This window comes from Streptomyces sp. NPDC037273 (genome assembly GCF_055603625.1).
On the sequence record NZ_JBVJVO010000006.1, the window covers coordinates 81,123 to 107,214 of the forward strand.

29 protein-coding genes and 1 tRNA gene are annotated in these 26,092 nt (G+C 72.0%); 22 read left to right on the forward strand and 8 right to left on the reverse strand.

Annotation, left to right across the window (positions count from 1 at the left end):
• Positions 1-57 precede the first annotated feature (57 nt).
• Entirely contained in the window at positions 58-267 is a 210-nt protein-coding gene (locus ACZ7G1_RS17845) for a DUF4287 domain-containing protein (protein ID WP_470878111.1), read from the forward strand.
• A gap of 18 nt (positions 268-285) precedes the next feature.
• Here ACZ7G1_RS17845 and ACZ7G1_RS17850 read toward each other — a convergent pair whose 3' ends face one another.
• Complete coding sequence (locus ACZ7G1_RS17850) at positions 286-1,515, reverse strand: MFS transporter (protein ID WP_470878112.1); 1,230 nt, start codon at positions 1,513-1,515, stop codon at positions 286-288.
• An 85-nt stretch (positions 1,516-1,600) separates the two neighbouring features.
• On the opposite strand from ACZ7G1_RS17850, the gene ACZ7G1_RS17855 reads away from it, so the two are divergent.
• From ACZ7G1_RS17855 to ACZ7G1_RS17865, 3 genes are all read left to right on the forward strand, one after another.
• The gene (locus ACZ7G1_RS17855; RefSeq protein WP_470878113.1) at positions 1,601-2,602 is read left to right on the forward strand and encodes an ArsR/SmtB family transcription factor; all 1,002 of its coding nucleotides are present in this window, start codon (positions 1,601-1,603) and stop codon (positions 2,600-2,602) included.
• Positions 2,603-2,641: 39 nt separating this feature from the next.
• Positions 2,642-3,463, forward strand: a complete 822-nt coding sequence (locus ACZ7G1_RS17860; protein ID WP_470878114.1) for an alpha/beta fold hydrolase — start codon at positions 2,642-2,644, stop codon at positions 3,461-3,463.
• Positions 3,464-3,593: 130 nt separating this feature from the next.
• Complete coding sequence (locus ACZ7G1_RS17865; RefSeq protein ID WP_470878115.1) at positions 3,594-4,652, forward strand: aldo/keto reductase; 1,059 nt, start codon at positions 3,594-3,596, stop codon at positions 4,650-4,652.
• Between the two features lie 195 nt (positions 4,653-4,847).
• Here the strand turns inward: ACZ7G1_RS17865 and ACZ7G1_RS17870 are convergent, their stop codons facing one another.
• Complete coding sequence (locus ACZ7G1_RS17870) at positions 4,848-5,699, reverse strand: helix-turn-helix transcriptional regulator (protein WP_470878116.1); 852 nt, start codon at positions 5,697-5,699, stop codon at positions 4,848-4,850.
• A gap of 260 nt (positions 5,700-5,959) precedes the next feature.
• On the opposite strand from ACZ7G1_RS17870, the gene ACZ7G1_RS17875 reads away from it, so the two are divergent.
• On the forward strand, positions 5,960-6,760 hold the full coding sequence (locus tag ACZ7G1_RS17875; RefSeq protein ID WP_470878117.1) for an alpha/beta fold hydrolase: 801 nt from the start codon (positions 5,960-5,962) through the stop codon (positions 6,758-6,760).
• A gap of 4 nt (positions 6,761-6,764) precedes the next feature.
• Positions 6,765-7,955 (forward strand): winged helix DNA-binding domain-containing protein, encoded by a 1,191-nt coding sequence (locus ACZ7G1_RS17880; protein WP_470878118.1) that lies wholly within the window; start codon positions 6,765-6,767, stop codon positions 7,953-7,955.
• A 15-nt stretch (positions 7,956-7,970) separates the two neighbouring features.
• On the opposite strand, the gene ACZ7G1_RS17885 is transcribed toward ACZ7G1_RS17880, so the two are convergent.
• Positions 7,971-8,600, reverse strand: a complete 630-nt coding sequence (locus tag ACZ7G1_RS17885) for a MarC family protein (protein ID WP_470878119.1) — start codon at positions 8,598-8,600, stop codon at positions 7,971-7,973.
• 133 nt (positions 8,601-8,733) lie between these two features.
• Between ACZ7G1_RS17885 and ACZ7G1_RS17890 the strand changes: the two genes are divergently transcribed.
• Positions 8,734-9,150: a YciI family protein gene (locus ACZ7G1_RS17890; protein WP_470878120.1), complete on the forward strand. Its 417-nt coding sequence runs from the start codon at positions 8,734-8,736 to the stop codon at positions 9,148-9,150.
• 112 nt (positions 9,151-9,262) lie between these two features.
• Here ACZ7G1_RS17890 and ACZ7G1_RS17895 read toward each other — a convergent pair whose 3' ends face one another.
• Positions 9,263-10,747, reverse strand: coding sequence for an MFS transporter (locus ACZ7G1_RS17895; protein WP_470878121.1), 1,485 nt, complete (start codon positions 10,745-10,747; stop codon positions 9,263-9,265).
• 64 nt (positions 10,748-10,811) lie between these two features.
• Between ACZ7G1_RS17895 and ACZ7G1_RS17900 the strand changes: the two genes are divergently transcribed.
• Both ACZ7G1_RS17900 and ACZ7G1_RS17905 read left to right on the forward strand, forming a co-directional pair.
• Positions 10,812-11,453: a TetR/AcrR family transcriptional regulator gene (locus ACZ7G1_RS17900; protein ID WP_470878122.1), complete on the forward strand. Its 642-nt coding sequence runs from the start codon at positions 10,812-10,814 to the stop codon at positions 11,451-11,453.
• Between the two features lie 100 nt (positions 11,454-11,553).
• Positions 11,554-11,841 carry a metal-sensitive transcriptional regulator gene (locus ACZ7G1_RS17905; RefSeq protein WP_470878123.1) on the forward strand — a complete coding sequence of 96 codons (288 nt, stop codon included), beginning with the start codon at positions 11,554-11,556 and terminating at the stop codon, positions 11,839-11,841.
• Between the two features lie 105 nt (positions 11,842-11,946).
• Here ACZ7G1_RS17905 and wrbA read toward each other — a convergent pair whose 3' ends face one another.
• A complete protein-coding gene (gene wrbA / locus ACZ7G1_RS17910) occupies positions 11,947-12,555 on the reverse strand; it encodes an NAD(P)H:quinone oxidoreductase (RefSeq protein ID WP_470878191.1) in 609 nt (202 codons plus the stop codon).
• Between the two features lie 162 nt (positions 12,556-12,717).
• Between wrbA and ACZ7G1_RS17915 the strand changes: the two genes are divergently transcribed.
• Positions 12,718-13,389: a TetR/AcrR family transcriptional regulator gene (locus ACZ7G1_RS17915; protein ID WP_470878124.1), complete on the forward strand. Its 672-nt coding sequence runs from the start codon at positions 12,718-12,720 to the stop codon at positions 13,387-13,389.
• Positions 13,390-13,469: 80 nt separating this feature from the next.
• Here ACZ7G1_RS17915 and ACZ7G1_RS17920 read toward each other — a convergent pair whose 3' ends face one another.
• Positions 13,470-14,255, reverse strand: a complete 786-nt coding sequence (locus ACZ7G1_RS17920) for a TetR/AcrR family transcriptional regulator (RefSeq protein WP_470878125.1) — start codon at positions 14,253-14,255, stop codon at positions 13,470-13,472.
• 102 nt (positions 14,256-14,357) lie between these two features.
• On the opposite strand from ACZ7G1_RS17920, the gene ACZ7G1_RS17925 reads away from it, so the two are divergent.
• The 4 genes from ACZ7G1_RS17925 to ACZ7G1_RS17940 all read left to right on the forward strand — a co-directional run bounded on the left by ACZ7G1_RS17925 (position 14,358) and on the right by ACZ7G1_RS17940 (position 19,714).
• Positions 14,358-16,646 carry an ATP-binding cassette domain-containing protein gene (locus tag ACZ7G1_RS17925; RefSeq protein ID WP_470878126.1) on the forward strand — a complete coding sequence of 763 codons (2,289 nt, stop codon included), beginning with the start codon at positions 14,358-14,360 and terminating at the stop codon, positions 16,644-16,646.
• A 54-nt stretch (positions 16,647-16,700) separates the two neighbouring features.
• Entirely contained in the window at positions 16,701-17,261 is a 561-nt protein-coding gene (locus tag ACZ7G1_RS17930; RefSeq protein WP_470878127.1) for an RBBP9/YdeN family alpha/beta hydrolase, read from the forward strand.
• Between the two features lie 163 nt (positions 17,262-17,424).
• On the forward strand, positions 17,425-18,030 hold the full coding sequence (locus tag ACZ7G1_RS17935; RefSeq protein WP_470878128.1) for an HhH-GPD-type base excision DNA repair protein: 606 nt from the start codon (positions 17,425-17,427) through the stop codon (positions 18,028-18,030).
• A 136-nt stretch (positions 18,031-18,166) separates the two neighbouring features.
• A complete protein-coding gene (locus ACZ7G1_RS17940) occupies positions 18,167-19,714 on the forward strand; it encodes a M28 family metallopeptidase (protein ID WP_470878129.1) in 1,548 nt (515 codons plus the stop codon).
• 21 nt (positions 19,715-19,735) lie between these two features.
• Here ACZ7G1_RS17940 and ACZ7G1_RS17945 read toward each other — a convergent pair whose 3' ends face one another.
• On the reverse strand, positions 19,736-21,376 hold the full coding sequence (locus ACZ7G1_RS17945) for a helicase HerA-like domain-containing protein (RefSeq protein ID WP_470878130.1): 1,641 nt from the start codon (positions 21,374-21,376) through the stop codon (positions 19,736-19,738).
• A gap of 97 nt (positions 21,377-21,473) precedes the next feature.
• On the opposite strand from ACZ7G1_RS17945, the gene ACZ7G1_RS17950 reads away from it, so the two are divergent.
• A complete protein-coding gene (locus ACZ7G1_RS17950) occupies positions 21,474-21,770 on the forward strand; it encodes a type II toxin-antitoxin system VapB family antitoxin (RefSeq protein WP_017240525.1) in 297 nt (98 codons plus the stop codon).
• A gap of 116 nt (positions 21,771-21,886) precedes the next feature.
• Entirely contained in the window at positions 21,887-22,516 is a 630-nt protein-coding gene (locus ACZ7G1_RS17955) for a LytR C-terminal domain-containing protein (protein WP_470878131.1), read from the forward strand.
• An 82-nt stretch (positions 22,517-22,598) separates the two neighbouring features.
• On the opposite strand, the gene upp is transcribed toward ACZ7G1_RS17955, so the two are convergent.
• Positions 22,599-23,234: a uracil phosphoribosyltransferase gene (gene upp / locus ACZ7G1_RS17960; protein ID WP_469755274.1), complete on the reverse strand. Its 636-nt coding sequence runs from the start codon at positions 23,232-23,234 to the stop codon at positions 22,599-22,601.
• A gap of 93 nt (positions 23,235-23,327) precedes the next feature.
• On the opposite strand from upp, the gene ACZ7G1_RS17965 reads away from it, so the two are divergent.
• The 6 genes from ACZ7G1_RS17965 (at position 23,328) to ACZ7G1_RS17990 (ending at position 25,891) form a co-directional block, all read left to right on the forward strand.
• Positions 23,328-23,537, forward strand: coding sequence for a hypothetical protein (locus ACZ7G1_RS17965; RefSeq protein ID WP_051787381.1), 210 nt, complete (start codon positions 23,328-23,330; stop codon positions 23,535-23,537).
• Between the two features lie 204 nt (positions 23,538-23,741).
• On the forward strand, positions 23,742-24,275 hold the full coding sequence (locus tag ACZ7G1_RS17970) for a tRNA adenosine deaminase-associated protein (RefSeq protein ID WP_470878132.1): 534 nt from the start codon (positions 23,742-23,744) through the stop codon (positions 24,273-24,275).
• Positions 24,276-24,418: 143 nt separating this feature from the next.
• Positions 24,419-24,847 (forward strand): tRNA adenosine(34) deaminase TadA, encoded by a 429-nt coding sequence (tadA, locus tag ACZ7G1_RS17975; protein ID WP_470878133.1) that lies wholly within the window; start codon positions 24,419-24,421, stop codon positions 24,845-24,847.
• A 67-nt stretch (positions 24,848-24,914) separates the two neighbouring features.
• Positions 24,915-24,999, forward strand: a tRNA-Ser gene (locus tag ACZ7G1_RS17980).
• Between the two features lie 424 nt (positions 25,000-25,423).
• Positions 25,424-25,588 (forward strand): hypothetical protein, encoded by a 165-nt coding sequence (locus ACZ7G1_RS17985; protein WP_015034987.1) that lies wholly within the window; start codon positions 25,424-25,426, stop codon positions 25,586-25,588.
• 9 nt (positions 25,589-25,597) lie between these two features.
• Positions 25,598-25,891 (forward strand): Dabb family protein, encoded by a 294-nt coding sequence (locus ACZ7G1_RS17990; protein WP_470878134.1) that lies wholly within the window; start codon positions 25,598-25,600, stop codon positions 25,889-25,891.
• Positions 25,892-26,092: the final 201 nt, after the last annotated feature.

The following is a 26,092-nucleotide window of genomic DNA, read 5'->3' on the forward strand; positions in this document are numbered from 1 at the left end:
TTGGGGTGGTGGGGGTCTTAGTGGTCGGGTGACCTACTGAGGAGTGAGGAGATCGTCGTGGCCGAGAACGTCGTCAAGGGGCCTGCCAGCTACTTTCCGTCCATCGAGAAGAAGTACGGGCGGCCTGTTGGGGAGTGGCAGGAGTTGATTCGGGCGTCGCCGCTGGGGAAGCACATGGAGCTGGTGGCGTGGCTGAAGTCGGAGTACGGGTTGGGGCATGGGCATGCGAACGCGCTCGTGGCCTACACGTTGGCCGAGGGGAAGTAGGGGCGGCTTCCTTGCCGGTCATGCCGCGAGGGTGTGGGTGGTGCGGCGGGTGACCTGGGAGTTGAGGGCGAGGGTGGCGGCCGCGGTGGTGGTGCCGGCGATGAGGGCTGTCCACCAGAGGGTGGCGGGGCTGAGGGTCGTGTAGGTGGCGACGCCGAGGGTGAGGGCAGCGAAGCGGGCGGCGCCCCAGGTCCAGCTGAAGGCGCCCTGGTAGCGGCCGCGGGCGTGGGAGGGGGCCAGGTTGGCGATGACGGCGGCCGCGATGCCCGCGACGATCACTTCGCCGAGGGACCAGACGACGACCGAGAGCGTGTAGCCGGCGATGCCGTCGGCGAGGCCGGTGAGGGCGACGCCCAGGGCGATGAGGCCGCTGCCCGCGCTCTGGACGGCGAGTTGCGGGAGGCGGGCGAGCCAGGACGTCGCGAACGGCTGGAGTGCGACGACCAGGACGGCGTTGACCGCCGCCATCGCTCCGTAGACCGCCGGGGAGAGGCCGCTGTCGTGGATCGCGAGGGGGAGGGCGACCTCGGTGAGGGAGTAGACGAACAGCTGGATGCCGAAGAGGGGGAGGAGGAGGCGGGCGAGGGGGTCTCGGAGGACTACTCCGTAGCCGATGCCGTCCCCGCCTCTGCCGGTCTCCGAAGGTTCGGTCTCGGACGTGGCCTGTTTGGGCGTGCGGGGCGGTTCCGGGAGGCGGAGGGTGACGACGAGGGCGTACAGGAGCATGGAGCCGGCGTCGATGGCGAAGAGGAGCCAGTAGCCGTGGGCGGCGAGGTAGCCGCCGAGGAGGCCGGCGATGGCGGTGCCGATGTTGACGCCCCAGCCGAAGAGGGCGTAGGCGCGGCGGCGGTGGTCGCCGGTGACGGCGTCGGCGAGGAGGGCGTAGGCGGCGGGGGGCACGGTGCTGCCGGCGGCGCTGATCAGGAGGGCGGCGGCGGCCATGGTCCAGACGCCGGGGGCGATGAAGAGCGCGCCTTGTGCGACGGAGGCGCCGATGAGGCCGATGAGCATGGTGGGGCGGCGGCCGATGCGGTCGGCGAGGATGCCGCCGATGGCGGGGCCGAGGAGGTTGCCCGCGCCGAGGGCGCCGAGGACGTACGAGGTGTCGGCGCCGGTCACTCCGCGCGAGGCGAGGAAGAAGACGAGGAACGGGGTGACGAGGTAGCCGAGGCGGTTGATGACCGTGCCGGCGAAGATCGTCCAGACGAGGGGCGGGAGGCCGCGGAAGGAGGAGGGTGAGGAGGGCATGGGGGGAGGTTGCTCCTCGGGCTCTGGGGGTCTCCAATGATTAAGCTGTCGCCGAATCCAATCGGGGTGGATGAGGGATGAGGGGATGCGAGCTGTGGAATCCGGGCTGAGTTTTTCCGCCGCCGATCTTGCTCAGACGCGGTTCGCCGTCTCGCCCATGTGGGAGGTGGTGACGAGTTACCGGGTGCTCATGCGCCAGCCGGATGGCGGGCCGCACCGGCGGTGGGTCGAGCAGGTGCGGCCGAGGGTCGTGCGGGCCGGGCTCGATCGCGGGTGGCTCGCGGCGCTGGTGCCCGCGCACGGGTATCTGGCCGACTTTCTGAATCCGACGCCCGCGGGGCCGTTTCCCACGCTGGAGGAGGAGCTCGACGCGCTGCGGAGGACGCCCGGTGAGCGGGTGCGGGGCGATCTGGAGATGCTCGGGGCGAAGGGGGACGGGCCGGGTGGGGGGCCGAATCCGCGGTGGGAGGTGCTGCGGGAGGCGCCGGAGGTGGGGTTGCGGAAGGTCGTCGAGGAGGTGGAGGCGTACTGGGAGGTGGCGCTCGCGCCTTACTGGGCGCGGATCCAGAAGGTGCTTGAGGCGGATGTCTTTCATCGGGCGCGGCAGGTGGCCGAGCATGGTTCGGCGCGGGTGCTGAGCGAGCTGCACGAGACGGTGCGGTGGGACGACGGGACGTTGCGGCTGGTGCGCCGTCACTGCGGGCTCACGCGGGACCAGGCGGGCTCCGGGCTGTTGCTCGTGCCGTCGGTGTTCGCCTGGCCGCGGGTGCTCACGCGGTCGGCGCATCCCGACCCGCCCCAGCTGGCGTATCCGGCAAGGGGGTTCGGGGCCGTGTGGGAAGCCCGTACCACCACGGCCACGGACGCCGTCGCCGCGGTGCTCGGGCGGTCGCGGACCCTGCTGCTGACCGAGCTCGACACGCCGGCGTCCACGACCCAGCTCGCCGCGCAGTGCGGGCTGTCCGCCGCCGGGGTCTCGCAGCACCTCATCGCGCTGCGGAACGCGGGTCTCGTCACCGCTCACCGCAGTGGGCGGTCGGTGCTGTACGCCCGTACCGCGGTCGCGGATCAGTTGCTCAACCCGTAGGCGAGGATGAGGGGATGAGGGGATGAGGGGATGAAGTCGATGAGCTGGGCTGAGCGGGTTGTCGTGCGGGACGGGGTGCGGCTGGTCTGTCGCGACTGGGGAGGGGACGGGGTCGACGTACTCCTGCTTCACGGGCTGGCCGGGCAGAGCGGGGAGTGGGACGCGACCGCGCGGCTGCTGAGGGACGCCGGTTTCCGGGTCGTCGCGCTCGACCAGCGGGGGCACGGTGCCAGCGAGCGGCGGCCGGAGGACGCGTCGCGGAGCGCGTACGTCTCCGATGTCGTCGCCATCGTCGAGGAACTCGGCCTTGAAAAGCCCGTGTTGATCGGTCAGTCGCTCGGTGGGCACACGGCGTTTCTCGCCGGGGCGGCGCACCCCGCGCTGCCGCGGGCGCTCGTGCTCGTCGAGGCGGGGCCCGGAGGCTCGGATCCGGGCACGCAGGAAATGATCGGGGGCTGGCTGCGGGGATGGCCGGTGCCGTTTCCCTCGCGGCGGGAGGCCGTCGCGTACCTGGGGGGCGGGAAGGACGCCGTCGGCGAGGGCTGGGCGGACGGGCTGGAGGAGCGGGACGGCGGACTGTGGCCGCGCTTCGACCCCGAGTTCATGGTGCGCTCCCTCGACGACAACGCCGCCCGCGCCTTCTGGGGCGAGTGGGAGACCGTCGCCTGCCCCACGCTCGCCGTGCTCGGCGAGGGCGCGCAGGGCGGGATCATCGGCGGCGATGAGTACGCGGAGATGGTGCGGCTGCGGCCGGGGCTTTACGGGGCGAGCGTGCCCGGCACCGGACATGACGTGCATCTGGAGCGGCCGGAGGTGCTGCACCGGCTGATCGTCGACTTCCTTGGGGCCGGGGCGGCGTAGGTCGCGGGTCCGGGGGTTGGGGGCCGGGGGGTTGGGGGTCCGGAGGTCGGGGGTCCGGAGGTCGCGGGTCCGGAGGTTGGGGGCTGTGGGCCCTTGCCTTGGAGTGCACTCCAGTTCCTAGAGTGCGCGCATGCGCTATCGGGTACTCGGTGGGACCGGGATCGAAGTCAGTACGTATTGCCTCGGCACGATGATGTTCGGGGCGGTGGGGAATCCGGACCATCAGGAGTCCGTACGGATCATTCACGCGGCTCTGGATCAGGGCATCAACTTCGTGGACACGGCGGACATGTACTCGGCCGGGGAGTCCGAGGAGATCGTCGGGAAGGCGCTGCTTGACCGCAAGCGGCGGGAGGAGACGGTCCTCGCGACGAAGGTGTACTTCCCGATGGGCGGGGAGGGGCCGAACAAGGGTGGGTCGTCACGGCGTTGGATCACGCTCGCCGTGGAGAACAGCCTGAAGCGGCTGGGGACGGACTGGATCGACCTCTACCAGGTCCATCGGCCCGACCACCGTACGGACATCGAGGAGACCCTCGACGTCCTCGGTGACCTCGTGACGCAGGGGAAGATCCGGGCGTTCGGCTGCTCGACGTTCCCGGCCGAGGAGATCGTCGAGGCGCACGCCGTCGCCGAGCGGCGCGGGCTGCGCAGGTTCCGCTCCGAGCAGCCGCCGTACTCGCTGCTCGCGCGAGGCGTGGAGACGTCCGTGCTGCCGGTGGCACAGCGGTACGGGATGGGGGTGCTGACCTGGAGTCCGCTCGCGTCCGGCTTCCTGACCGGGAAGTACCGGAAGGGTGCGCCGATCGACCTGAGCAGCGGGCGGCCGGCGCTGACCCCGCACCGGTTCGACCCCTCGCTGCCCGTCAACGCCGCGAAGCTCGACGCCGTCGAGGAGTTCGTGGCGCTCGCGGACGAGATCGGGTGCAGCCTGCCCGAGCTCGCCATCGCCTTCGCGGCCGCGCACCCGGCGGTGACCTCCGTGATCATCGGGCCGCGGACGATGGAGCAGCTGGAGGGGCTGCTGAAGGGCGCGCCGGTCGTCCTCACCGACGAGGTGCTCGACCGGATCGACGCGATCGTGCCGCCCGGGACGAACCTCTACCAGCCCGACGGGGCCTGGCGCTCCCCCGTACTGACCGAACCCGCTCTGCGGCGACGGCCGTTGGGCGAGCGCGCGGCCGGTTGATTTGCGGATACGGGGGGTGCGGCGGTGCGGCCGCGCGGCGGCGGTAGCCGTTCGGCGGGCGCGCCGCCTGCTGATCCGCGGATGCGGTGGTGCGGTAGCGGCCGGACGGCGAGCGCGCGCCGCCGGTCGATCCGCGGATACGGCGGCGCGGCGACGGCCGTTCGGCGGGCGCGCCGCCGTCGGTTCGTCCGTAGTTCAGGGTGCGGCGAACTGTTCCGTGCCCACCACGCGGAGGAGGGCCAGGCGGTCGCCGGAGTCCGTGCCGGGGGGTGGGGTGTGGAGGACGAGGCGCTGGTCGCCGTCGGGGGCGAGGAGGACTTGGCAGTCGAGGTCGACGGGGCCGATGACGGGGTGGACGACGCGCATGCGGCTGTGGCGGCGGACGGCGACCTCGTGGCGGGCCCAGAGTTCGGTGAACTCCGGGCTCGCGTCGCGGAGCCGCTCGACGAGGCGGGTGGAGGCGGGGTCGCCGGAGCGGCGGCCGACGGCGGCGCGCAGGTCGGCGACGTGGAGGCGGCTGTAGTACGCGTGCTCGTCGGCGGGATAGGCGGCGCGGGCGCGGTCGTCGGCGAACCAGTTCCAGACGACGTTCCGGCCGTGTTCCGACACGGTGCACACGCCGCCGAGCAGGGCGCGGGCCATCGCGTTCTGCGCGAGGACGTCGCCGAGGTCGCTCAGGACCTGCGCGGGGGTCGAATCCAGCTGGTCGAGCAGGTGCAGCAGGCCCGGTGAGACGTGGTCGCCGGCGGTGGGGCCGGCGGGCGGGCGGTGGCCGGCGAGCAGGTGGAGGTGGTCGCGCTCGTCGGTGTCGAGGCGGAGGGCGCGGGCGAGCGCGGCGAGCATCTGCGGCGACGGCTGCGGGCCCCGTGCCTGCTCAAGGCGTATGTAGTAGTCCGCCGACATCCCGGCGAGCTGCGCGACCTCTTCGCGGCGGAGCCCGGGGGTGCGGCGCCGGGGGCCGGTCGGCAGGCCCGCGTCCTGCGGGCGTACCCGGTCGCGGGAGCGGCGCAGGAAGTCGGCCAGTTCGCGGCGGTCGATCGTCGTCATGTGGATCATCCTGCCGGAGGGGTGGGGGCGGTTCCAGGGATCGCGGGTCCCCCTGAGATCGCTCCGGCGCTCAACCTGGGATCGGCGATCCCAGGGTCGGGAGGGCTCTCCCGGGGGCGGCCGGTGGTCGGCAGAGTCATCGGTGTCAGGCGGCAGGCACTCGCCGCCTCGACAGAGACAGAGACAGAGACACAGACCGACTCCGCTCCACTCCACTCCACTCCACTCCACTCCACTCCACTCCACAGGGGGAAACCATCATGGCCACCGTCACCGTCGGCACCGCGCAGGTCCACTACGACGTCGAAGGCTCGGGGGACGGCCCCGCGCTGCTGCTCGTGCACGGGACCGGGTCCGGTGGTGCGGCGATCAACTGGGGGCAGACCGCGCCGCGGTTCACGCCGGACCGCCGGGTGGTGACGGTGGATCTGTCGGGGGCGGACCGGACGGTGGATGACGGGGGCGCGCTGACGGTGGAGGTGCTGGCCGGGCAGGTGATCGCGGTGATCGAGGAGGCGGGGCTCGGGGCGGTGGATCTGCTGGGGTTCTCGATGGGGGCGCCGGTGTCGGCGGCGGTGGCGGCGCTGCGGCCGGATCTGGTCGGGCGGCTGGTGCTGGTGGCGGGGTGGGCGTACACCGGGGGCGACGAGTACATGCGGAACCTGTTCACGCTGTGGCAGCGGCTCGGGGAGTTCGATCCGGCGGGGTTCGGGCGGAGCGTGACGATGACGGGGTTCAGCCGGGGTTTCCTGAACGCGATCGGCCGTGAGGGCGTCGAGGCGCTGATCCCGAACATGCCGCCGACGGCGGGCACGCTGCGGCACGTGGCGCTGGACCTGGAGGTCGACATCCGGGCCCTGCTGCCTCGGATCACGGCGGAGACGCTGGTGGTGGGCGCGACGCAGGACGCCACGATCCCGGTGGAGAACAGCCGGGAGCTGCACGCGGCGATCGCGGACAGCTCGTACGCGGAGATCGACGCGGGTCACGTCATGTTCTTCGAGAAGGAGGACGAGTTCGTGAAGACGGTGACGGAGTTCCTGGGTTCTGCCGCCGCCTGAACCCATGCTGGGGCGCATGAGCGAGACGAGAGTGATCGGGGCGGCGGAGCGCAGGGCGCGGCTCGGGGTGCGGCACCGGCTGGCGGCGGGTGCGCGGGCGGGGTCGGCGGCGGAGGTGGGGGACGCGCTGGTGGCGCTGCACGGGACGGATCCGGCGAGCGTGTTCCTCGCGGTGGGGGCGCGGCTGGCCGACGGGGTCGGGCCGGTCGCCGAGGTGGAGCGGGCGCTGTACGAGGATCGGACGCTGGTACGGATGCACGGGATGCGGCACACGGTCTTCGCCTTCCCCGCCTCGCTCGTGGCCGACGTGCAGGCCTCGACGACCCGGCCGGCCGCCGTCCGCGAACGCGCCATGCTGCTCGCTCACTTGGCCGCGGGAAGCGACTTCGACGGGGCCTGGCTGGCGGAGACCGAGCGTCTGGTGCTGGCGGAGCTGGCGGTACGGGGTGAGGCGACGGGCGCCGAACTCGGGGACGCCGTACCGAGGTTGAGGTCGACGTACGTGTACGGGCCCGGGACCCGGCAGGAGGGGCCGCAGTCCGTGGCGAGCCGGGTGCTGCGGGTCCTCGGCATGGAGGGTCGGATCGTACGGGGCCGGCCGCAGGGCACCTGGACGTCGAGCCGCTTCCGCTGGGAGCCGGCCGATCCGCATCCGGAGCGCGAACCAGCCGAGGCGCGGGCCGAGTTGCTCGGCCGGTGGCTGGCGGCCTGTGGGCCCGCGACCGAGGCGGACCTGAAATGGTGGACGGGCTGGAAGGTGACGGACGTCCGCGGGGCGCTCGCCGCGCTCGGGGCACTGTCGGTGGCCCTGGAGGAGGGCGGTACGGGTTTCGTCCTGCCGGACGACCTGGACCCCGTACCGGAGCCGGAACCCTGGGCGGCGCTGCTGCCCGCGCTCGACCCGACAGCGATGGGCTGGCAGGCGCGCGACTGGTACGTCGACCCCGGTCACCGGCCCGCCCTCTACGACCGCAGCGGCAACATCGGCCCCACCGTCTGGTGGAACGGCCGCGTCGTCGGCGGCTGGGCCCAGCTCCCCGACGGCCGGATCGTCCACCGCCTGCTGTCCGATCCGGGCGCGGAGGGGCGGCGCGCGATCGACGCGGAGGCGGCGCGGCTGGCCGCCTGGGTCGGGGACGTACGCGTGACCCCCCGGTTCCGCACGCCCCTCGAACGGGAACTCAGCGCGCCGTGACGCGCCTGTCGGGTGTCAGTGGCGGTCGAGGAGGCCCGTGACGCCGAGGTCGTAGAGACCGTCGAGGACGAGGTCGACGCCGACGGCGGCGAGGAGCAGGCCCAGGAGGCGGCCGAGGAGCTCGATCGTGGCGTGGTGGGTGCGGCGCAACAGGTGGGTGAGGAGCAGCACGCAGACGACGTCGAGGGCGATGACGGCCACGTACGCGCCGACGACCGTCGACCGCCAGCTGAACGAGTCCCGGGCCGCCGCCTCGATCAGTACGGCGGTCATGGCCAGCGGGCTCACCACGTACGGCATCAGCAGCTCGCGCACGCCGCTGACCACGTCCGGGGCGTCCTGGTGGGGGCCGTCGGAGCCGAGGTGGAGACCGAGGACGAGCCCGACGGCGTACACGAAGAAGATGACGCCGCCGGCGAGCTGGAGCGCGGGCGTGCTGATGTGGAAGACGTCGAGCAGCCACGGCGCCGTGATCCCGGTGACGAGGCCCACCAGGACGGCCGCGCCCGAGGAGATCAGGGCGATGTTCCGCAGCTGGCGGACCGGGTGGACCTGGGCGAGGCCCGCGAAGGCGAGGAGGACCTTGGGCGGGCCGACCACCGAGAAGAAGGCGATGAAGGCCGCGGAGAAGGTGAATGCGTTCACACCGGAATCATGGGGCGGCCGGGTGATTTCTCCGGTTTTTCCGGAAGATGCCCGCGCGGTGTCGAGAACCGGCCTCCGGCTCCGACTCTCCTGCGAGAGCACGTACACCGCAGCGAGGAACGAGGAGGACGTCATGAAGTACCTGGTCATGGTCCAGGGGTCGCAGGCCGACTACGAGGGCATGGTGGGCCGCGGCTCCCCCGGCAGCCCCGCCTGGAACAAGGAACAGCTCCAGGCCATGTTCGACCACATGAACAAGATCAACGAAGAGCTCGCCGCCACCGGCGAGATGCTCGACGCCCAGGGCCTCGCCGCCCCCTCCACCACCCGCTTCGTCACCGTCGACGCCGACGGCGACCCCGTCATCACCGACGGCCCCTACGCCGAGACCAAGGAAGTCCTCGCCGGCTACTGGGTCCTCGACTGCCCCACCCTCGACCGCGTCACCGAAATCGCCGCCCAAGTAGCCCGCTGCCCCGTTCCCCCCGGCTCCCCCGACCACCCCGTCGTCATCCGCCCCATCGACGACGGCGGCCCTAGCCAGGACTGATGCCGTACGGCACCACTCGTATGGCACCACTGGTACGGCACCACTCGTACGGCATCCCGCGTACGGCGCCCCGTCTACGGCATCCCGCTTACGGCATCCCGCGGAGGCCGGTTCAGTGCGGCCCGTGAGCCCCGCCTGTCAGGTGGGGTTTGCCGTGGGGGATGAGGAGGGGGGCGGTGAGGGTGGTGGTGGCGGCGGTGAGGGTGAGGAGGGTGAAGGCGGCGGGGGTGCCGGTGGGGGTGGGGGTGGTGGGGCCGAGGGCGAGGGTGGAGACGAGGGCCACGCCGAGGGTGCCGCCGAGTTCGTGGGAGGTGTTGACGAGGCCGGAGGCGAGGCCGGCCTCGTGGGGGGAGATCAGGCCGAGGGCCGTGGTGGTGGCGGCGACGAAGACGGCGCCAAGGCCGAAGGAGGCTGTCGCGAGGGCCGGCATGAGGGTGGTCCAGGGGTTCGGGGCGGGCGGCGTTCCGTAGGTCAGGAAGGCCAGGGGGAGGCAGCCGAGGGCGGCCAGGGCCATGCCCGCGGTGGCGCAGGCGCGTGGGCCGGCCGTGGGGATGAGGCGGGAGGCGAGGTGGGCGCCGAGCGCCGTCGTCAGGGCCACGGGGAGGAAGAGCAGACCCGTGCGGAAGGCGTCCAGGCCGTGGACGTGCTGGAGCTGGAGCGAGCCCAGGAAGAAGAACGAGATCAGGAGCGCCGTCGCGACCAGCATGAGCAGCGAGCCGGCCACGACCGGGCGGCGGGTCAGCATTCGGACGTCCATCAGCGGGGTGCGGGTCCTGCGCTCCACCGCGGCGAAGGCCCCGTAGAGCGCCGGCGCGGCGAGGAGCGGCAGCAGGGCGTGGGCGGAGGTCCAGCCCGAGTCGCCGGCCTGGACGAGGCCGTAGACGAGGGTGCCGGTGGCGGCGGTGACGAGGAGGGCGCCCGGGATGTCGAGGGGGCGGGGGGAAGGGGCAGGGGTCGGGTGGGGGGAAGGGGTGGGGCCGGGGGCAGGGGTGGGGTGGTTGGGGGGTGGGGGGAGGAGTTTGGGGAGGGTGGTGAGGAGGGCGAGGCCCAGGGGGGTGTTGAGGTAGAAGATCCAGGGCCAGCCGGGGCCGGAGGTGAGGGCGCCGCCGAGGAGGACGCCGGTGGCGGAGCCGGTGGCGCCGATGGCGGCCCAGATGCCGAGGGCGCGGGCGCGTTCGGGGCCGTGGAAGGTGGTGGTGACGAGGGCGAGGGCGGCCGGGGAGAGGAGGGCGGCGCCGATGCCCTGGACGACGCGGCCGGTGAGGAGGACGGCGGCGCTGGGGGCGAGGCCGCAGGCCAGGGAGGCGGCGGTGAAGAGGGCGAGGCCGGTGAGGAGGACCCGGCGGGCGCCGAAGGCGTCGGCCAGGCGGCCGCCGAGGAGCATGAGGCCGCCGAAGGTGAGCGTGTACGCGGTGACGACCCAGGTCAGGGCGGTGCGCCCGAGGTGGAGGTCGGTGGCGAGCGCGGGCAGGGCGACGTTCACGACGGTGACGTCGAGGACCAGCATGAACTGGGCCGCGCAGATCAGCGCGAGGGCCGTCCAGCGGCGGGGGTGCGTCAGGGCAGGGGAGGGTGCGGCGGTGTGGTGGGCTGGCATAACTGAACTGTACGGCACAGTACAGTTGAACTCAACAGTACAGTTACGTTGGTAGGGTGGGGCCATGGACGCCCAGCCCCCCAAGCCCGCCCCCACCGGCGCCCGCGCCGCCCGCAAGCGGCAGGCCGTCGTACGGGCCGCCCGCGACCTCTTCCTCCGCGAGGGCTTCGGCGTCGGCATGGACGCCATCGCCGCCGAGGCGGGCGTCTCCAAGGTGACCGTCTACAACCACTTCGGCAGCAAGGAAGCCCTCTTCACCGCCGTCGTCGCCGGCGCCCTCGACGAGCCGCTGCACGGCGACGCCGAAGGCCCCGACCTCTCGCTGCTCGCCGACGCGGACGACCTGCGAGCCGCCCTCACCGACGCCGGCCGCGCCTGGGCCAGGGCCGTACGCGCCGACGGCGAGGGCCGCGCCCTGCGCACCCTCGTCGCCACCGAGCTGCACCGCTTCCCCGAGCTCGGCCGCGCCTGGCGCGCACACGGTCCGGCCGGCCACCACCCGGCCGTCGCCGACGCGCTGCGGGCCCTCGCGGACCGCGGCCGCCTGGAGATCCCGGACCTGGAGGTCGCCGTCCTCCAGCTCTACTCGCTGCTCGTCTTTCCGCAGATGGTCTTCGAGCAGTACGGCACCGAGCTCGACGAGGAACTCGGCGACCGGCTGGTCGTCGACGGCGTCGAGATGTTCCTGAAGCGGTACGCCCCCTGAGGCCGGCCGCGCTTTTCGCGGCAGGTGTCATCCTTGGTTTTCGACGGGACCCCGTGCTGGGGAGTAAATTACCCCCTGGGGTATCTGTGGAGGAGACGCTGTGGAACTCGATCTCGCGGGCGCCGAGCTGAAGGCCGTGCTGAACCGGCTGCGCCGGGCTCAGGGGCAGATCGCCGGCGTGATCCGGATGATCGAGGAGGGCCGGGACTGCGAGGAGGTCGTGACCCAGCTCGCGGCGGCCTCGCGCGCCCTCGACCGGGCCGGGTTCGCGATCATCGCGACCGGCCTGCAGCAGTGCCTGACCGACATCGAGGACGGCCGGAAGGACGGCGAGGACCCGCACGCGATGCGGGCGCGGCTGGAGAAGCTGTTCCTGTCGCTGGCCTGAGCCGGACGGAAGCCGAGCCGAGCGAGACGGCGTGGAAGCGCCCCCGGGGGATCCCCGGGGGCGCTTTCGTGTCACGTGGTGGCGTCAGTCGTCCGCTACCAGCCGTCAGTCGTCGGCCAGGCCCTTGAGGCGCTTGGCGATGCGGGTGAGGCGGGTCCCCTGGTAGCGGGCGGCCTGGAGGACCTCTTCGCCGGGGGCGCCGTTGGCGCCGGGGTGGGCGGTGCCGTAGGGGTTGCCGCCGGCCGCGTAGACGGCGGGGTCGGTGTAGCCGGGGGAGACGATGACCGAGCCCCAGTGGTGGAAGGTGTTGTAGAGGGCGAGCAGGGTCGACTCGTTGCCGCCGTGGACGTTGTGCGCGCTGGTGAAGGCGGTCGCGGGCTTGTCGGCCATGACGCCGCGCTGCCAGAGGCCGCCCGAGGTGTCGACGTACTGCTTCAGCTGTGCGGCGACGTTGCCGAAGCGGGTCGGGGAGCCGAAGGCGTACGCGTCCGCCCACTCCAGGTCGTCGAGGGTGGCGACCTCCACGTCACCGGTGGCGTCGACGTGGGCGCGCCAGGCCGGGTTGGAGTCGATGGCGGCGTCCGGGGCGAGCTCGGGGACGCGGCGCAGGCGCACCTCGGCGCCGGCCTTCTCGGCGCCCTCGGCGACGGCCTGGGCGAGCTGGTGGACGCTACCCGTGGCCGAGTAGTAGATGACGGCGACCTTGACGGATATGGCGGACTCTCCTCGATCGACCTAAGTGGATTACTTTCCGCTTCGATGTTCCGAGATTAAACGGATCGCTATCCGCTTCGCAAGGGGAACCGGTATGCTCGACAACGAGAGACGACCTAGGGGGAACACGGGCGAGCGGGAAGAAAGATCGGGAGTCGGCAGATGAGCACGGAGAATCCGCGGGCCGGAGCGGGGACAGGGGCCCCCGGTAGCGCTGCGGCCGGAATCACCCGCCCCGGACTCCTGCCCAGCCTGCCCACCCTCGACTCCCCCGCCCCCGAGCGCGCCGACGCCGCGCGCAACCGGCGCAAGATCCTGGACGCGGCGGCCCGGATCATCGCCGAGCAGGGCCCGGACGCCGTCACGATGAACCAGGTCGCGCACGCCAGCGGGATCGGCGTCGGGACGGTGTACCGACGGTTCGGGGACGTCTCACAGCTGCTGTGGGCGCTGCTCGACGACCGGGAGCGCCGGTTCCAGGAGGCGTACATGAGCGGGCCGCCGCCGCTGGGGCCCGGCGCTCCGGCGGGAGAGCGGCTCGACGCGTTCCTCGACGCGCTCGTGGACCGGGTGGCCGAGCAGCGGGGCCTGCTCCTGGCGGCGCACTCGGCCGCGCCCCGGGCCCGGTACCACAGCGGCGCCTACCGGGTGATGCACACGCATGTGGCGCTGCTCATCGGGCAGGCGAAGCCCGGTTCCGACAGCACGCTCCTCGCGCACCTGCTGCTGGCCTCGTTCTCGCCGGACGTCATGCACCACCTGACGGTCGAGCAGGAACTGTCGGCCGACCGCCTGAAGGCGGGAGTGCGGGCGCTGCTCGCCCTGCGGGACTGATCCCCGCGCGGGCGCCGCTCGCCCCGCGGGACCGATCCCGGAGGCGGCCGCTTCCGCGGGACTGATCCGGAGGAGGCCGCTCAGGACTCCCCCAGGGCCGCCAGTCCGTCCAGGACGCGGGCCAGCGCGAAGGCGTAGGCGTGGTCGGCGTCGTACAGGCCGTCGTAGGCGAGGGCGGAGGCCTCGCCGACGCGGGCGGCGAGGGGGTAGCGCTCCTCGTCGAAGACGCGGCTGAGGAGGGGCTCGTGGGCGGCCCACCATTCGCCGTCGGACATGGCGCTCTCGCGCTCGACGGCCCGGGCGTCCAGTTCCGCGCGGGCGCCGGACTGGACGGCGCCGAGGACGAAGGTGAGGGCGGAGTCGCGGGAGACGTCGTCGAGGCCGAGGCCTTCGAAGGCGCCGAGCTCGTACTCGTACTTGGCCATCACGCCGGGGCCCAGCGGGGCGCGGACGATCCGGAGGTCGACGAGCCAGGGGTGGCGCAGGTGGAGGGCCCGGTTCGCGTCGGCGACGGAGGTGACGCGGGCGCGCCAGGGGTCGGCGGGGGCGAAGGGCGGGCGGTCCATGCGCAGGAAGACGGTGTCCAGCATGAGGTCGAGCAGCTCGGCCTTGCCGGGGACGTAGGTGTAGAGGGTCATGGGGGTGACGCCGAGGCGCTGGGCGACGGCGCGCATGGTGAGGGCGTTCAGGCCGCCGCCGTCGGCGAGGCCGAGGGCGGCGTCGACGACGGCGTCGACGGTGAGGCCCTGGCGGGGGCCGCGCCGGGCCGTGGGGGCCGGGGCGGGGGCGGTGTCGCGCCAGAGCAGCTCCAGGGTGCGGGCCGGGTCGCCGGCTCCGCTGCTGTTCTTCCCGTCGGTGGTCGCCATGGCAGTCATTCTCGCAGGTCAGGAGCGATATTCCGTAACTTTGTACGCCGTATAGAGTACCCTGTCCGTTCGAGCTGGGGACGACCACCGGAGGGCGCACACATGAACCACCCCGTCGGAACGAACGAAGCAGCGGCGGCGGACGGCCACCACGTCATCCAGGTGCGCGGAGCACGCGAGAACAACCTCAAGAACGTCGACGTCGACCTGCCCAAGCGCCGCCTCACCGTCTTCACCGGCGTCTCCGGCTCCGGGAAGTCCTCGCTCGTCTTCGGCACCATCGCCGCCGAGTCGCAGCGCCTGATCAACGAGACGTACAGCGCCTTCCTCCAGTCCTTCATGCCGTCCCTGGCCCGGCCGGACGTGGACGGGCTGCACAACCTCAGCGCGGCGATCGTCGTCGACCAGGAGCGGATGGGCGCCAACTCCCGCTCCACCGTGGGCACGGCCACCGACGCGTACACGATGCTGCGGATCGTCTTCAGCCGGCTCGGCACCCCGCACGTCGGCACCTCCGGCGCGTTCAGCTTCAACCTGCCCGAGGGCATGTGCCCGCGCTGCGAGGGCGCCGGCGAGGTCTCGGACATCGACGTCGACGAGCTCGTGGACCGCGCGAAGAGCCTCGCCGAGGGCGCGATCACCGTCCCGAACTTCGCCGTGGACTCCTGGTACTGGCGGATCATGGCCGAATCCGGCTTCTACCCCGCCGACAAGAAACTCGCGGACTTCACCGAGGAGGAGTGGGAGGCCTTCCTCCACAAGCCGGTGTGCAAGGTGAAGGTCGGCAGCAACACCTTCACCTACGAGGGTCTGGTGCCGAAGGTCCAGCGGCTGTTCCTCGCCAAGGACCGCGACGCGCTCCAGGCCCACATCCGGGCCTTCGTCGACCGGGCGGTCGTCTTCCGCACCTGCCCCGAGTGCGAGGGCGCCCGGCTCACCCGGGCCGCGCTGTCCTCCCGTATCGACGGGGTGAACATCGCCGAGTGCTCGGCCATGCAGATCAGCGACCTCGCCGGGTTCGTCCGCCGCATCGAGGACCCCTCCGTCGCGCCGCTCCTGGCCGGCCTGCGCGAGCTGCTCGACTCGCTCGTGGAGATCGGCCTCGGCTATCTGAGCCTCGACCGGGCCTCCGGCACGCTCTCCGGCGGCGAGGCCCAGCGCGTGAAGATGGTCCGCCACCTCGGCTCGCCGCTGACCGACATCACGTACGTCTTCGACGAGCCGACGACCGGACTGCACCCACACGACATCCGGCGCATGAACGACCTCCTGCTCCGGCTGCGCGACAAGGGCAACACCGTCCTCGTCGTCGAGCACAAGCCCGAGGTCATCGAGATCGCCGACCACGTCGTGGACCTCGGGCCGCGGGCCGGCAGCGCGGGCGGCGAGATCTGCTACAGCGGGAACGTGCCGGGTCTGCGCACCTCGGGCACCCTCACCGGCGACCACCTCTCGCACCGGGCCAAGCTCCGCGAGGAGGTACGGCCCCGGACCGGCGCCCTCGCGATCACCGGCGCCACCCAGCACAACCTGCGGGACGTCAGCGTCGAGATCCCGACCGGGGTCCTGACCGTCGTCACCGGCGTGGCCGGCTCCGGCAAGTCCTCCCTCATCCACGGCAACCTGCCGGGCCGCGAGGGCGTCGTCGTCGCCGACCAGTCCCCGATCCGCGGCTCGCGCCGCTCGAACCCGGCGACGTACACCGGTCTCCTCGGCCCGATCCGTACGGCCTTCGCCAAGGCCAACGGCGTCAAGGCGGCGCTCTTCAGCGCCAACTCGGAGGGCGCCTGCGAGAACTGCAACGGCCTCGGGCTCATCTACACCGACCTGGCCATCGCCGCCGGGGTGGCCTCGGTCTGCGAGAAGTGCGAGGGCAAGCGGTTCACGCCCGAGGTCCTCACCTACGAGCTCGACGGGAAGAACATCCACGAGGTGCTCTCGCTGTCGATCGAGGAGGCGTACGACTTCTTCACGGCGAAGGGCCAGGCCCGCACCATCCTCGGCCGCCTCAAGGACGTCGGCCTCGGCTACCTGCGGCTCGGCCAGCCCCTCAACACCCTCTCCGGCGGCGAGCGCCAGCGGCTCAAGCTCGCCATCCACATGGCGGAGAAGGGCGCCGTCTACGTCCTCGACGAGCCCACCACCGGCCTCCACCTCGCCGATGTCGACCAGCTCCTCGCCCTCCTCGACCGGCTCGTCGACGCCGGCAACACCGTCGTCGTCATCGAGCACCACCAGGCCGTCATGGCCCACGCCGACTGGCTCGTCGACCTCGGGCCCGGCGCCGGACACGACGGCGGCCGGATCGTCTTCGAGGGCACCCCGGCCCAGCTGGTCGAGAAGGGCGACACCCTGACCGCACGCCATCTGCGCGAGTACGTCGGCGGCTGATCGCTCCGTGGACGCCGGTGGACCGGAGCCGGACGGCGGCCGCAAGATCACGCCATGACCACGTACCTGATCCTGCACGGCTACCAGAACCACCGTCCGCCCGGCCACTGGCAGCACTGGCTCGCCGGGCAGCTCCGGGAGCGCGGCCACGAGGTCCGCTACCCGCAGCTGCCCGACGCCGACGCGCCCGACCTCGCCGCCTGGCTCGACGCCCTCGACGAGCACGGCGAACGCCCGGCCGACGGCGAGTTCGTCGTCCTCGCGCACAGCCTCGCGGTCCTGCTCTGGCTCCGGGCGGGCGAGCGGCGGCCCGCCGCCGACCGGGTGCTCCTGGTCGCCCCGCCGTCCCCGGGGGTCACGGCCTCGATACCGGCCATCGCCGCCTTCGCCGACGGCCTCGACCTGACCGAGCAGGGCCTCACGGCCCGTCTCGTGTACGGCGACGGCGACCCGTACTGCCCCGAGGGCGCGGACGTCCCCTACGGCACGCCCCTCGGCCTCGACATGGACCACGTCCCGGCCGGCGGCCACCTCAACCCCGACACCGGATACGGGGACTGGGCCTCGGTCCTGGAGTGGTGCGAGGACCCGGCGGTCCGGGTGAAGGGGCGCTAGCCGGGGTCGGCGGGTGGCCAGCCGGGTTCGCGGGTGGCGGGTCGTCCGTCGGGTGGCGGGGCGTCCGCGGGTGGCGGGGCGTCCGTCGGTCGCGGGTGGCGGGGCGTTCGCGAAGGGGTGAACAAACCGGGCGGGCGGCGCGCGCCGGCGTGATGATCGGGGCATGAGTCCCGAGCCGAAGACGCCCGACATCCACCTCGCCCAGCAGCCGGACGCCGACGCGCTGCTCAGCCGGTCCCCGCTCGCCGCGCTCGTCGGCATGCTGCTCGACCAGCAGGTGCCGATGGAGTGGGCGTTCTCGGGGCCGTACACGATCGCCACCCGGCTCGGCGCGGACGATCTGGACGCGCACGACATCGCGGAGCGGGACCCGGAGGAGTTCGCGGCGCTGCTCTCGGAGAAGCCGGCCGTGCACCGCTACCCGGGGTCGATGGCGGGCCGGGTGCAGCAGCTGTGCCGCTTCCTGGTGGAGGAGTACGACGGCGACGCGGCGGCCGTCTGGGAGGGCGTGGCGACCGGGAAGGAGCTGCTCGCCCGGCTCCAGGCGCTGCCCGGGTTCGGGAAGCAGAAGGCGCAGATCTTCCTGGCGCTGCTCGGCAAGCAGTACGGGGTGCGGCCGAAGGGCTGGCGGGAGGCGGCGGGGGCGTACGGCGAGCAGGGCTGTCACCGCTCGGCGGCGGACATCACGGGGCCGGAGTCGCTGGCGAAGGTGCGGGCGCACAAGCAGGAGATGAAGGCGGCGGCGAAGGCTGCGAAAGCCGCCAAGTAGCCCAAACCGGCTGGGAATTGCTAATTCCAGATGTCAATCCTGTTCAAGGTGACAGGAATTACGCAGGACCTGTTCACAGAATGCCCCCGATATCGCTAACTTCCCCTCAACCTCGTCCGTAACGGGAAGGACTTCTGTGAACGCATCCCAGCGCCGTGCCGCGGCCATCCTGGCCGCCGCCGCACTCGCCACTCCGCTGGTCCTCGCCTCCCCGGCCACCGCGGGACAGGACCCGACGGCCGCACCCGCCCGCGATGCCGCCAAGCTGGCGAAGAAGCTGGTCCGCGAAACCACCGGGCAGGACGCCTACAAGCACCTGCAGAAGTTCCAGGCGATAGCCGACTCGGCCGGCGGTCACCGCGCCGCCGGCTCGCTCGGCCACGACGCCTCGGCCGCGTACGTCTACACGCAGCTGAAGAAGGCCGGATACGACGTCCGGTACCAGAAGTTCGAGTTCGAGTACACGGAGACGCTCGCCGAGAAGGCCTCCGTCGTCTCGCCCGCGCCCCGGACGCTCGACATCAAGGCGATGACGTACACCAAGTCCACCCCGGTCGGCGGCCTCACCGCGCAGCTCGCCGCCGTGCCCGTCGACGCGACCACCGGCTGCGAGCCGGAGGACTTCGCGGGCAGCACCTTCACCGGAAAGATCGCGCTGATCAAGCGCGGCGGCTGCACCTTCGCGATCAAGCAGCAGAACGCCGCCGCGGCCGGAGCCGTCGCCGCCGTCATCTACAACAACACCGACGGAGCCCTCTCCGGCACCCTCGGCGACGCGGCCGCCGGCAAGATCCCCACCGGCGGGATCCCGCAGGCCCAGGGCAACGCGCTCGCCGCCGACCTGGCCAACGGCCCGGTCTCGCTCTCGGTGGAGATCCGCCAGCTCCAGGAGAAGCGTTCCACCAACAACGTCCTCGCGGAGACCCGCGGCGGCAACGCCGCCAACACCGTGATGCTCGGCTCCCACCTGGACTCCGTCACCGCCGGCCCCGGCATCAACGACAACGGCTCCGGCTCCGCCGGTCTCCTCCAGACCGCCCTGGAACTCGCCAAGTCGAAGGACAAGGTCCGCAACAAGGTCCGCTTCGCCTGGTGGTCCGCGGAGGAGAACGGCCTCCTCGGCTCCGAGCACTACGTCAACAACCTCACCGCGCTCGACAAGAGCGAGATCAAGCTCTACCTCAACTTCGACATGATCGCCTCGCCCAACTACGGCCTGTTCGTCTACGACGGCGACGACTCCGACGGCGTCGGCGCGGGCGCGGGCCCCGAGGGCTCCGCCCAGCTGGAGCGGGACATCACCGACTTCATGGACAAGCGCGGGCTCCCGCACGAGGGCACCGACTTCACCGGCCGCTCCGACTACGGCCCGTTCATCGAGGTCGGCATCCCCTCCGGCGGCACCTTCACCGGCGCCGAGGGCCTCAAGACCGCCGCCCAGGCCGCCAAGTTCGGCGGCGAGGCCGGTGTCGCCTACGACGTGAACTACCACGCCAAGGGCGACAACCTGAGCAACATCAACATGACCGCCTTCGACGCCAACATCAAGGTCATCGCCAACGCCGTGGGCACCTACGCCCACGACATCTCCTCGCTGCGCAAGCCGGTCGAGTCCGTCCCGACCACCGGCGGCGCGGGCAGCGGCGGCGGCCTGCACGACGACCACCACGAGGTCACCGAGTAGGTCACCGGGTAACCGCCGCGGTCACCGCTTGCGGCGGGCCGTCCCGAAGATCGACCGGCTGATCTCCCGGCCCAGCTGGGTGCCGATCGACCGGGCGAGGGACTTGAAGATCCCACTGCCCACCACCTGTTCGGCCAGCGAGGGCTCCTCCTTCTCACGGGGAGCCCTCGCCCCGTCCCTGGCGGCCTCCTTCGCGGCCTTCTCCGCCTCCTTCGCGGCCGCCGCGTCGAGCGCCGCCGCCTCCGCCGCCTGCTGCTCGGCCGTCAGCCGCTCGTACGCCGACTCGCGGTCCACCGCCTCCGCGTACCGCCCGTAGAGCAGCGAGGCCTTCACCGCCGCGTCGAGGACCGCCGCGTCGACCGGACCCATCAGCGACTCCGGCGCCCGCAGCCGCGTCGCCGCCACCGGCGTCGGCGCCCCCTTCTCGCTCAGTACGGTGACCACCGCCTCGCCCGTACCGAGGCCGGTGAGCACCTCCTCCAGGTCGTACGGCGAGTTCGGGAAGGTCCGCACGGTCGCCTTCAGCGCCTTGGCGTCGTCCGGGGTGAAGGCCCGCAGCGCGTGCTGCACCCGGTTGCCGAGCTGCGCGAGCACGTCGGCGGGTACGTCCTTCGGGGTCTGCGTCACGAAGAAGACGCCGACGCCCTTCGAGCGGATCAGCCGCACGGTCTGCGTGATCGACTCGAGGAACGCCTTCGAGGCCCCCTTGAACAGCAGATGCGCCTCGTCGAAGAAGAACACCAGCTTCGGCTTCTCCAGGTCGCCGACCTCCGGCAGGTCGTTGAAGAGGTCCGCGAGCATCCACATCAGGAACGTCGAGAACAGCTGCGGCTTGTCCTGTACGGCCGGCAGCTCCAGGACCGACACGACCCCGCGCCCGTCCGGCGCCGCCCGCAGGAACTCGCTCGTGTCGAACTCCGGCTCCCCGAAGAAACCCCCCGCCCCCTGCTGCTCGAAGGCCGTGATCGCGCGCAGGATCACCCCGGCCGTCACCGTGGAGAGCCCGCCGATCCCCTTCAGCTCGGCCTTCCCCGTGTCCGAGACCAGGAAGGCGACCACCGCCCGCAGGTCCTTGAGGTCGACCAGCTCCAGACCCTTGGAGTCGGCGTAGTGGAAGATCAGGCCGAGCGACTGCTCCTGCGTCTGGTTGAGCTGGAGCACCTTCGAGAGCAGGACCGGGCCGAAGCTGGTGACCGTGGCCCGCACCGGGATGCCGGGGCCGAGGCCGCCGAGGCCGTAGAACTCGCAGGGGAAGCCGGTGGCCCGCCACTCCTGGCCGACCTCGGCCGCCCGCCGCTCGACCTTCTCGCCCGGTTCGCCGGGGGCGGAGATGCCGGAGACGTCGCCCTTGATGTCGGCGAGGAACACCGGCACCCCGTGCGCGGACAGCTGCTCGGCGATCAGCTGGAGCGTCTTCGTCTTGCCGGTGCCGGTGGCCCCGGCGACCAGACCGTGCCGGTTGAGCACCGGAAGGGGGATGCGGATCGGCGCATCCGGGTGACACGCGCCGTCCCAGAGCAGCGCCCCCAGATCGAGTGCCGCCCCCTCGAAGGCGTACCCGGCGGCGATCTCGGCGGCGGGCCCGGCCACGGCGGCCGGGGCCTGTGTCGTCGGGGCGGGCTCGGCCGTCTCGGTCGACGGCGGCTGCTCGCTCACGCTCATGACGGCACCCCAATTTCGGTTTTGTCACGGTTTGCACCAGCATCCCACTGGTGGCGCGTGGCTGCGCCGGAAGCCGCTCGCCCGGTAGGCTTTCCGTGTGATCTTCAAGCGCATCGGTAACGGAAAGCCGTATCCCGACCACGGCCGGGAAAGCACCCGGCAGTGGGCGGACGTCGCCCCGCGCCCGGTCCGCCTCGACCAGCTGGTCACCACCAAGGGCCAGCTGGACCTGGAGACGCTGCTCGCCGAGGACTCCACGTTCTACGGCGACCTCTTCGCGCACGTCGTGAAGTGGCGCGGCGACCTCTATCTGGAAGACGGGCTGCACCGCGCCGTCCGCGCGGCGCTCCAGCAGCGTCAGGTGCTGCACGCCCGCGTCCTCGAGATGGACTGAGACGGAGCCGTCAGGCCCCTCGGCGCTGACCCTTTCGGGGTCAGTTCGCCCCCATCCGGACGCGATCACATGATCATCAAGTAGGCATCGCCGACGGGCGGCACTACGCTGCGTTCATGAGCATGCTCACTCCCCCAGGAATGGGCGGAAAGTACCGCATCACGGGGGACGTCTACCCGCGCATGCGCCGCCCTCACCGCCGGCGCAGGATCGTCCTCGCGTCCGCCGCCGCAGTGGTCGTGCTCGGCGCGGCCGGCTGGGGCACGCTCCAGCTCGTCGACGTCTTCTCCGGCGACGAGGGCAAGAAGACGACCGCCGGCAAGCAGGCCGACTGCAAGCCCGTCGTCAAGGCGACCACCCCGCCCGCCGCCGCCCTCCCCAAGCCCGGGCAGATCACGGTCAACGTCTACAACGCGACCCCGCGCAGCGGCCTCGCCAAGACGACCGCCGACGAGCTCAAGAAGCGCGGCTTCAAGATCGGCAAGGTGGGGAACGCGCCCACCGCCTACGACAAGAAGGTCCCCGGCGCCGGCCTGCTCCTCGGCGCCCCCGCGGCCACCAAGGGCGCCTTCCCGGTCCTCGGCACCCAGCTCAAGGGCGCCACGACCAAGACGGACACCCGCGGCACCGCCGATGTGGACCTCATCATCGGCACCGCCTTCAAGACGCTCTCCCCGAAAACGACGGCGGACGCGGCCCTGGTCGCCCTGACCAAGCCCGCGCCCGCAGCCGCAGGGAAGTGCTGAGAAACCGGTACTACTCCGCGGAGCCGGCTGAGCCTTATTCGGCGGAGCCGGCTGAGCCTTATTCCGCGGAGCCGGCTGAGCCTTATTCGGCGGAGCCGTACATGCGGTCGCCCGCGTCGCCCAGGCCCGGGACGATGTAGCCGTTCTCGTTGAGGCGCTCGTCGACCGAGGCCGTCACGACGGTGACCGGCGTGCCGGCGAGCTCGCGCTCCATGACCTCGACGCCCTCCGGGGCGGCGAGGAGGACGACCGCGGTGACGTCGTCGGCGCCGCGCTTGATGAGCTCCTGGATCGCCGCGACGAGCGTGCCGCCGGTGGCGAGCATCGGGTCGAGGACGTACACCTGGCGGCCCGAGAGGTCCTCCGGCATCCGCGTGGCGTAGGTCGACGCCTCCAGCGTCTCCTCGTTGCGGATCATGCCCAGGAAGCCGACCTCGGCGGTCGGGAGGAGCCGGACCATGCCGTCGAGCATGCCGAGCCCGGCGCGCAGGATCGGGACGACCAGCGGACGCGGGTACGACAGCTTCACGCCGGTCGTGGCGGTGACCGGGGTCTCGATGTCGACCTGCTCGGTCCGGACGTCCCTGGTGGCCTCGTAGGCGAGCAGGGTGACCAGCTCGTCGGCGAGACGGCGGAAGGTCGCGGAGTCCGTGCGCTTGTCGCGCAGGGTGGTGAGCTTGTGGGCGACCAGGGGGTGGTCGACGACGTGGAGACGCATGGCTCAACAGTAGCCCGCCGCGCACTGGCGTCGACCCACGCCACTGGGGGAAGGTGGGGGGCACAGGGACCCAGCGATGGGGTGGTGTGGCCGATGCCCGACCTGGAAGAACCGGCCGAGGAAGCCGCCGAGGGGGCGGCCCGCACGCCGGCACCGGAGACCGACGCGGAGCGCCGCAGGCGCCGCGCCCAGTTCCTCCGCGAGCTGAACGAGGCCAAGGCGCTGCGCGAGCGCGTGCAGCCGCGGCGCGCCCGGGCCGCCCGGATGCGCCAGGCCATGCGCATGCGGACCTTCCGCTGGTGAGCGACACGGGGACCGCCCGCCGTGCGCCCCCTTTGTGCGCCGGGGTCGCACGCCCACCCGATGGCGGTGTCGTTCAGACTGATGCACGACGCAAGGACCGAAGACCTCTCCTGCGCGCCCTGTTTCTGTCACGATGCCGATTGGGCGGGGCACCAGGAGCGCGCCGCCGGAACGTCACACCTCTGATCAGTGGGAGAGAGTCAGGTGTACTTCGCCGCACTGCTCGCGCGCACCGAAGACGGGTGGGAAGCGAGCGACACGGAGCTCGACGACGTGGAGACCCTGTCGGATCTGGCCGATCTGGCCCGCGAGGCCTCGGACGACGACACGGTGATCGTCTACATCGAGCAGGAGGACGCGTGGTTCGGGATCGTACGGATCGAGGGTGAGGAAGACCCTCGGATCTACGTCTCGGACGGCGCCGCCGCCGCCCGTTCCTCGTACGGGGAGATCCTCACCCGGGAACTCCTCGGCGACGACCTCGACGCCGAGCTCGACGAGCTGGAGTCCCTGGACCTGGACGGCACGGAGGACGGGGAGCCGCTCACCGACGAGGCCGACGGGGACGACGAGGGGGGCGACGCGGCCGGAGCCGTACCGTCCGCTCCCGTCGGGGACTCGCTGGTCCTCGCGGACCTCGGGCTCTCGGAGCGCGAACTCCGCGCCCTCGACAGCGACGCCCTCTCGGTGATCGCCGACGCGCTCGGCGCCTCCGAGGTGCTGGAGGCCGTGCGCTAGTGGCCCGGGCAGTACCAGCTCCGAACCCCGGCACCGGTCCCGTACGGGACGTCCCCGGTGCCGCTCACACAGGGGAGACCCCCGGGCCCGACCGCGCCCCGGGGGCCGTTCCCGATCCCGTACGGGATCCCTGGCAGGGTGCCATGCGGCTCGCGCTCGCCGAGGCCGCGGCGGCCGAGCCGGCCGGTGACGTGCCGGTCGGCGCGGTCGTGCTCGGCCCGGACGGCGAGGTCCTCGCGCGGGCGCACAACGAGCGGGAGGCGGCCGGTGACCCCACCGCGCACGCCGAGGTGCTCGCGCTGCGCCGGGCGGCCGCCGCGACCGGCGAGTGGCGGCTGACGGGGTGCACGCTCGTCGTGACCCTGGAGCCGTGCGTGATGTGCGCGGGCGCGCTCGTCCAGTCGCGGGTCGAGCGGGTGGTGTTCGGCGCGGCCGACGAGAAGGCGGGCGCGGCGGGATCGCTCTGGGACCTCGTGCGGGACCGCCGGCTCAACCACCGTCCCGAGGTGATCGAGGGCGTCCTCGGCGACGTCTGCGCCCAGCAGTTGACGGCCTTCTTCCGGGGCCGCTGACCCCCGCTCCGACCTGGGCCTCGATACGGATTTCATGCCGGGGCGAGTTTCGGCTAAGCTCTCTCTCGGTAGCGTGTCCGAGCGGCCGAAGGAGCTCGCCTCGAAAGCGAGTGTGGGGAAACTCACCGAGGGTTCAAATCCCTCCGCTACCGCTTCGATCGAAGGGCCTGGTGCATCAGCACCGGGCCCTTCGGCGTATCCCCGTCCGGCTCGGGCGTGGAGCCCGTACGGGAAAGGCCCCGGTCCGCGCTCGGGGCGCGGCCGGGGCCTTCTCCGTATGGACGGTGAGGACGGGGGGAACGGCATCGGGGGGACAAGCCGTTCCCCCCGATGAGAACCGGACCTGCAAGTCCTGCGCCGCAGTCAGGGGGGAAGCTCGCGGCGCGGACCCCGCAGTGCGGGCCGGTTCCAGGAGCCCTTCGGATTCCTGCCAGATCCTCCGGGCTCGACATCCATACTGCTCGCCCGTCACCCTTCCGGGGGGCGGCGAAAGGCCCCGATCGCCGGGCCCTTGGTCCATAAAGGCTCGGTTAGAGTGGCGCGGTCGTGCGGCGGGGATCAGGGGAGGGCTGGGCAATGGTGCAAGCGAAGAAGGTCGCGCTGTACGCGGTCGTGGTCTTTGTGCTGTACACGATCGTCACGTCCCCGGCTCGGGCCGCCGATCTCGTACAGGTAGGGTTCGAGGGCATTTCCAGCGCCGCCCAGGGTGTCGGCGAGTTCATGACCGAACTCATCAACTAGGAGCCCTTCGTGATCCGCCATCTGGTCCTCTTCAAGCTCAACGAGGGTGTCTCGCGCGACGAGCCGCGCGTCGTCGCCGGTGTCGAGGCGTTCCGCGCGCTCGGCGGGCAGATCGACGAGCTCACCTTCTGGGAGTGCGACTGGAACATCACCGACCGCCCGATCGCGTACGACTTCGCGATCAACTCGGCCGTCGAGGACACCGACGCGCTCCAGCGCTACCTGGACCACCCCGCGCACCAGGCGGGCGTCGCGCAGTGGCGCGAGTTCGCCACCTGGGTGATCGCGGACTACGCCTTCTAGTCGCGCTCCGACGGTCCTCCGTCGCCGAGGCCCCCCGCCCTCGTGGTGGGGGGCCTCGCGGGTTTCTGGCCTCCCCTTTTTCCACCATCATGCCCTCAACACGTGGCTATGCGGTGCTTGCACACAGTGGACATGTCTTGTGATGCTATGACCGCTTTTGACGGATGAGTTGACCGTAGTTGACCCAGTCGACCAGCAAGA

Excerpts from the sequence above, each read along its gene's own strand:
- ACZ7G1_RS17850 (WP_470878112.1), bottom strand. The coding sequence starts at position 1,515 with ATGCCCTCCTCACCCTCCTCCTTCCGCGGCCTCCCGCCCCTCGTCTGG.
- ACZ7G1_RS17855 (WP_470878113.1), top strand. The coding sequence starts at position 1,601 with ATGCGAGCTGTGGAATCCGGGCTGAGTTTTTCCGCCGCCGATCTTGCT.
- ACZ7G1_RS17860 (WP_470878114.1), top strand. The coding sequence starts at position 2,642 with ATGAGCTGGGCTGAGCGGGTTGTCGTGCGGGACGGGGTGCGGCTGGTC.
- ACZ7G1_RS17865 (WP_470878115.1), top strand. The coding sequence starts at position 3,594 with ATGCGCTATCGGGTACTCGGTGGGACCGGGATCGAAGTCAGTACGTAT.
- ACZ7G1_RS17870 (WP_470878116.1), bottom strand. The coding sequence starts at position 5,699 with ATGACGACGATCGACCGCCGCGAACTGGCCGACTTCCTGCGCCGCTCC.
- ACZ7G1_RS17875 (WP_470878117.1), top strand. The coding sequence starts at position 5,960 with ATGGCCACCGTCACCGTCGGCACCGCGCAGGTCCACTACGACGTCGAA.
- ACZ7G1_RS17880 (WP_470878118.1), top strand. The coding sequence starts at position 6,765 with ATGCTGGGGCGCATGAGCGAGACGAGAGTGATCGGGGCGGCGGAGCGC.
- ACZ7G1_RS17890 (WP_470878120.1), top strand. The coding sequence starts at position 8,734 with ATGAAGTACCTGGTCATGGTCCAGGGGTCGCAGGCCGACTACGAGGGC.
- ACZ7G1_RS17895 (WP_470878121.1), bottom strand. The coding sequence starts at position 10,747 with ATGCCAGCCCACCACACCGCCGCACCCTCCCCTGCCCTGACGCACCCC.
- ACZ7G1_RS17900 (WP_470878122.1), top strand. The coding sequence starts at position 10,812 with ATGGACGCCCAGCCCCCCAAGCCCGCCCCCACCGGCGCCCGCGCCGCC.
- ACZ7G1_RS17915 (WP_470878124.1), top strand. The coding sequence starts at position 12,718 with ATGAGCACGGAGAATCCGCGGGCCGGAGCGGGGACAGGGGCCCCCGGT.
- ACZ7G1_RS17920 (WP_470878125.1), bottom strand. The coding sequence starts at position 14,255 with ATGGCGACCACCGACGGGAAGAACAGCAGCGGAGCCGGCGACCCGGCC.
- ACZ7G1_RS17925 (WP_470878126.1), top strand. The coding sequence starts at position 14,358 with ATGAACCACCCCGTCGGAACGAACGAAGCAGCGGCGGCGGACGGCCAC.
- ACZ7G1_RS17930 (WP_470878127.1), top strand. The coding sequence starts at position 16,701 with ATGACCACGTACCTGATCCTGCACGGCTACCAGAACCACCGTCCGCCC.
- ACZ7G1_RS17935 (WP_470878128.1), top strand. The coding sequence starts at position 17,425 with ATGAGTCCCGAGCCGAAGACGCCCGACATCCACCTCGCCCAGCAGCCG.
- ACZ7G1_RS17945 (WP_470878130.1), bottom strand. The coding sequence starts at position 21,376 with ATGAGCGTGAGCGAGCAGCCGCCGTCGACCGAGACGGCCGAGCCCGCC.
- ACZ7G1_RS17955 (WP_470878131.1), top strand. The coding sequence starts at position 21,887 with ATGAGCATGCTCACTCCCCCAGGAATGGGCGGAAAGTACCGCATCACG.
- upp (WP_469755274.1), bottom strand. The coding sequence starts at position 23,234 with ATGCGTCTCCACGTCGTCGACCACCCCCTGGTCGCCCACAAGCTCACC.
- ACZ7G1_RS17965 (WP_051787381.1), top strand. The coding sequence starts at position 23,328 with ATGCCCGACCTGGAAGAACCGGCCGAGGAAGCCGCCGAGGGGGCGGCC.
- tadA (WP_470878133.1), top strand. The coding sequence starts at position 24,419 with ATGCGGCTCGCGCTCGCCGAGGCCGCGGCGGCCGAGCCGGCCGGTGAC.
- ACZ7G1_RS17985 (WP_015034987.1), top strand. The coding sequence starts at position 25,424 with ATGGTGCAAGCGAAGAAGGTCGCGCTGTACGCGGTCGTGGTCTTTGTG.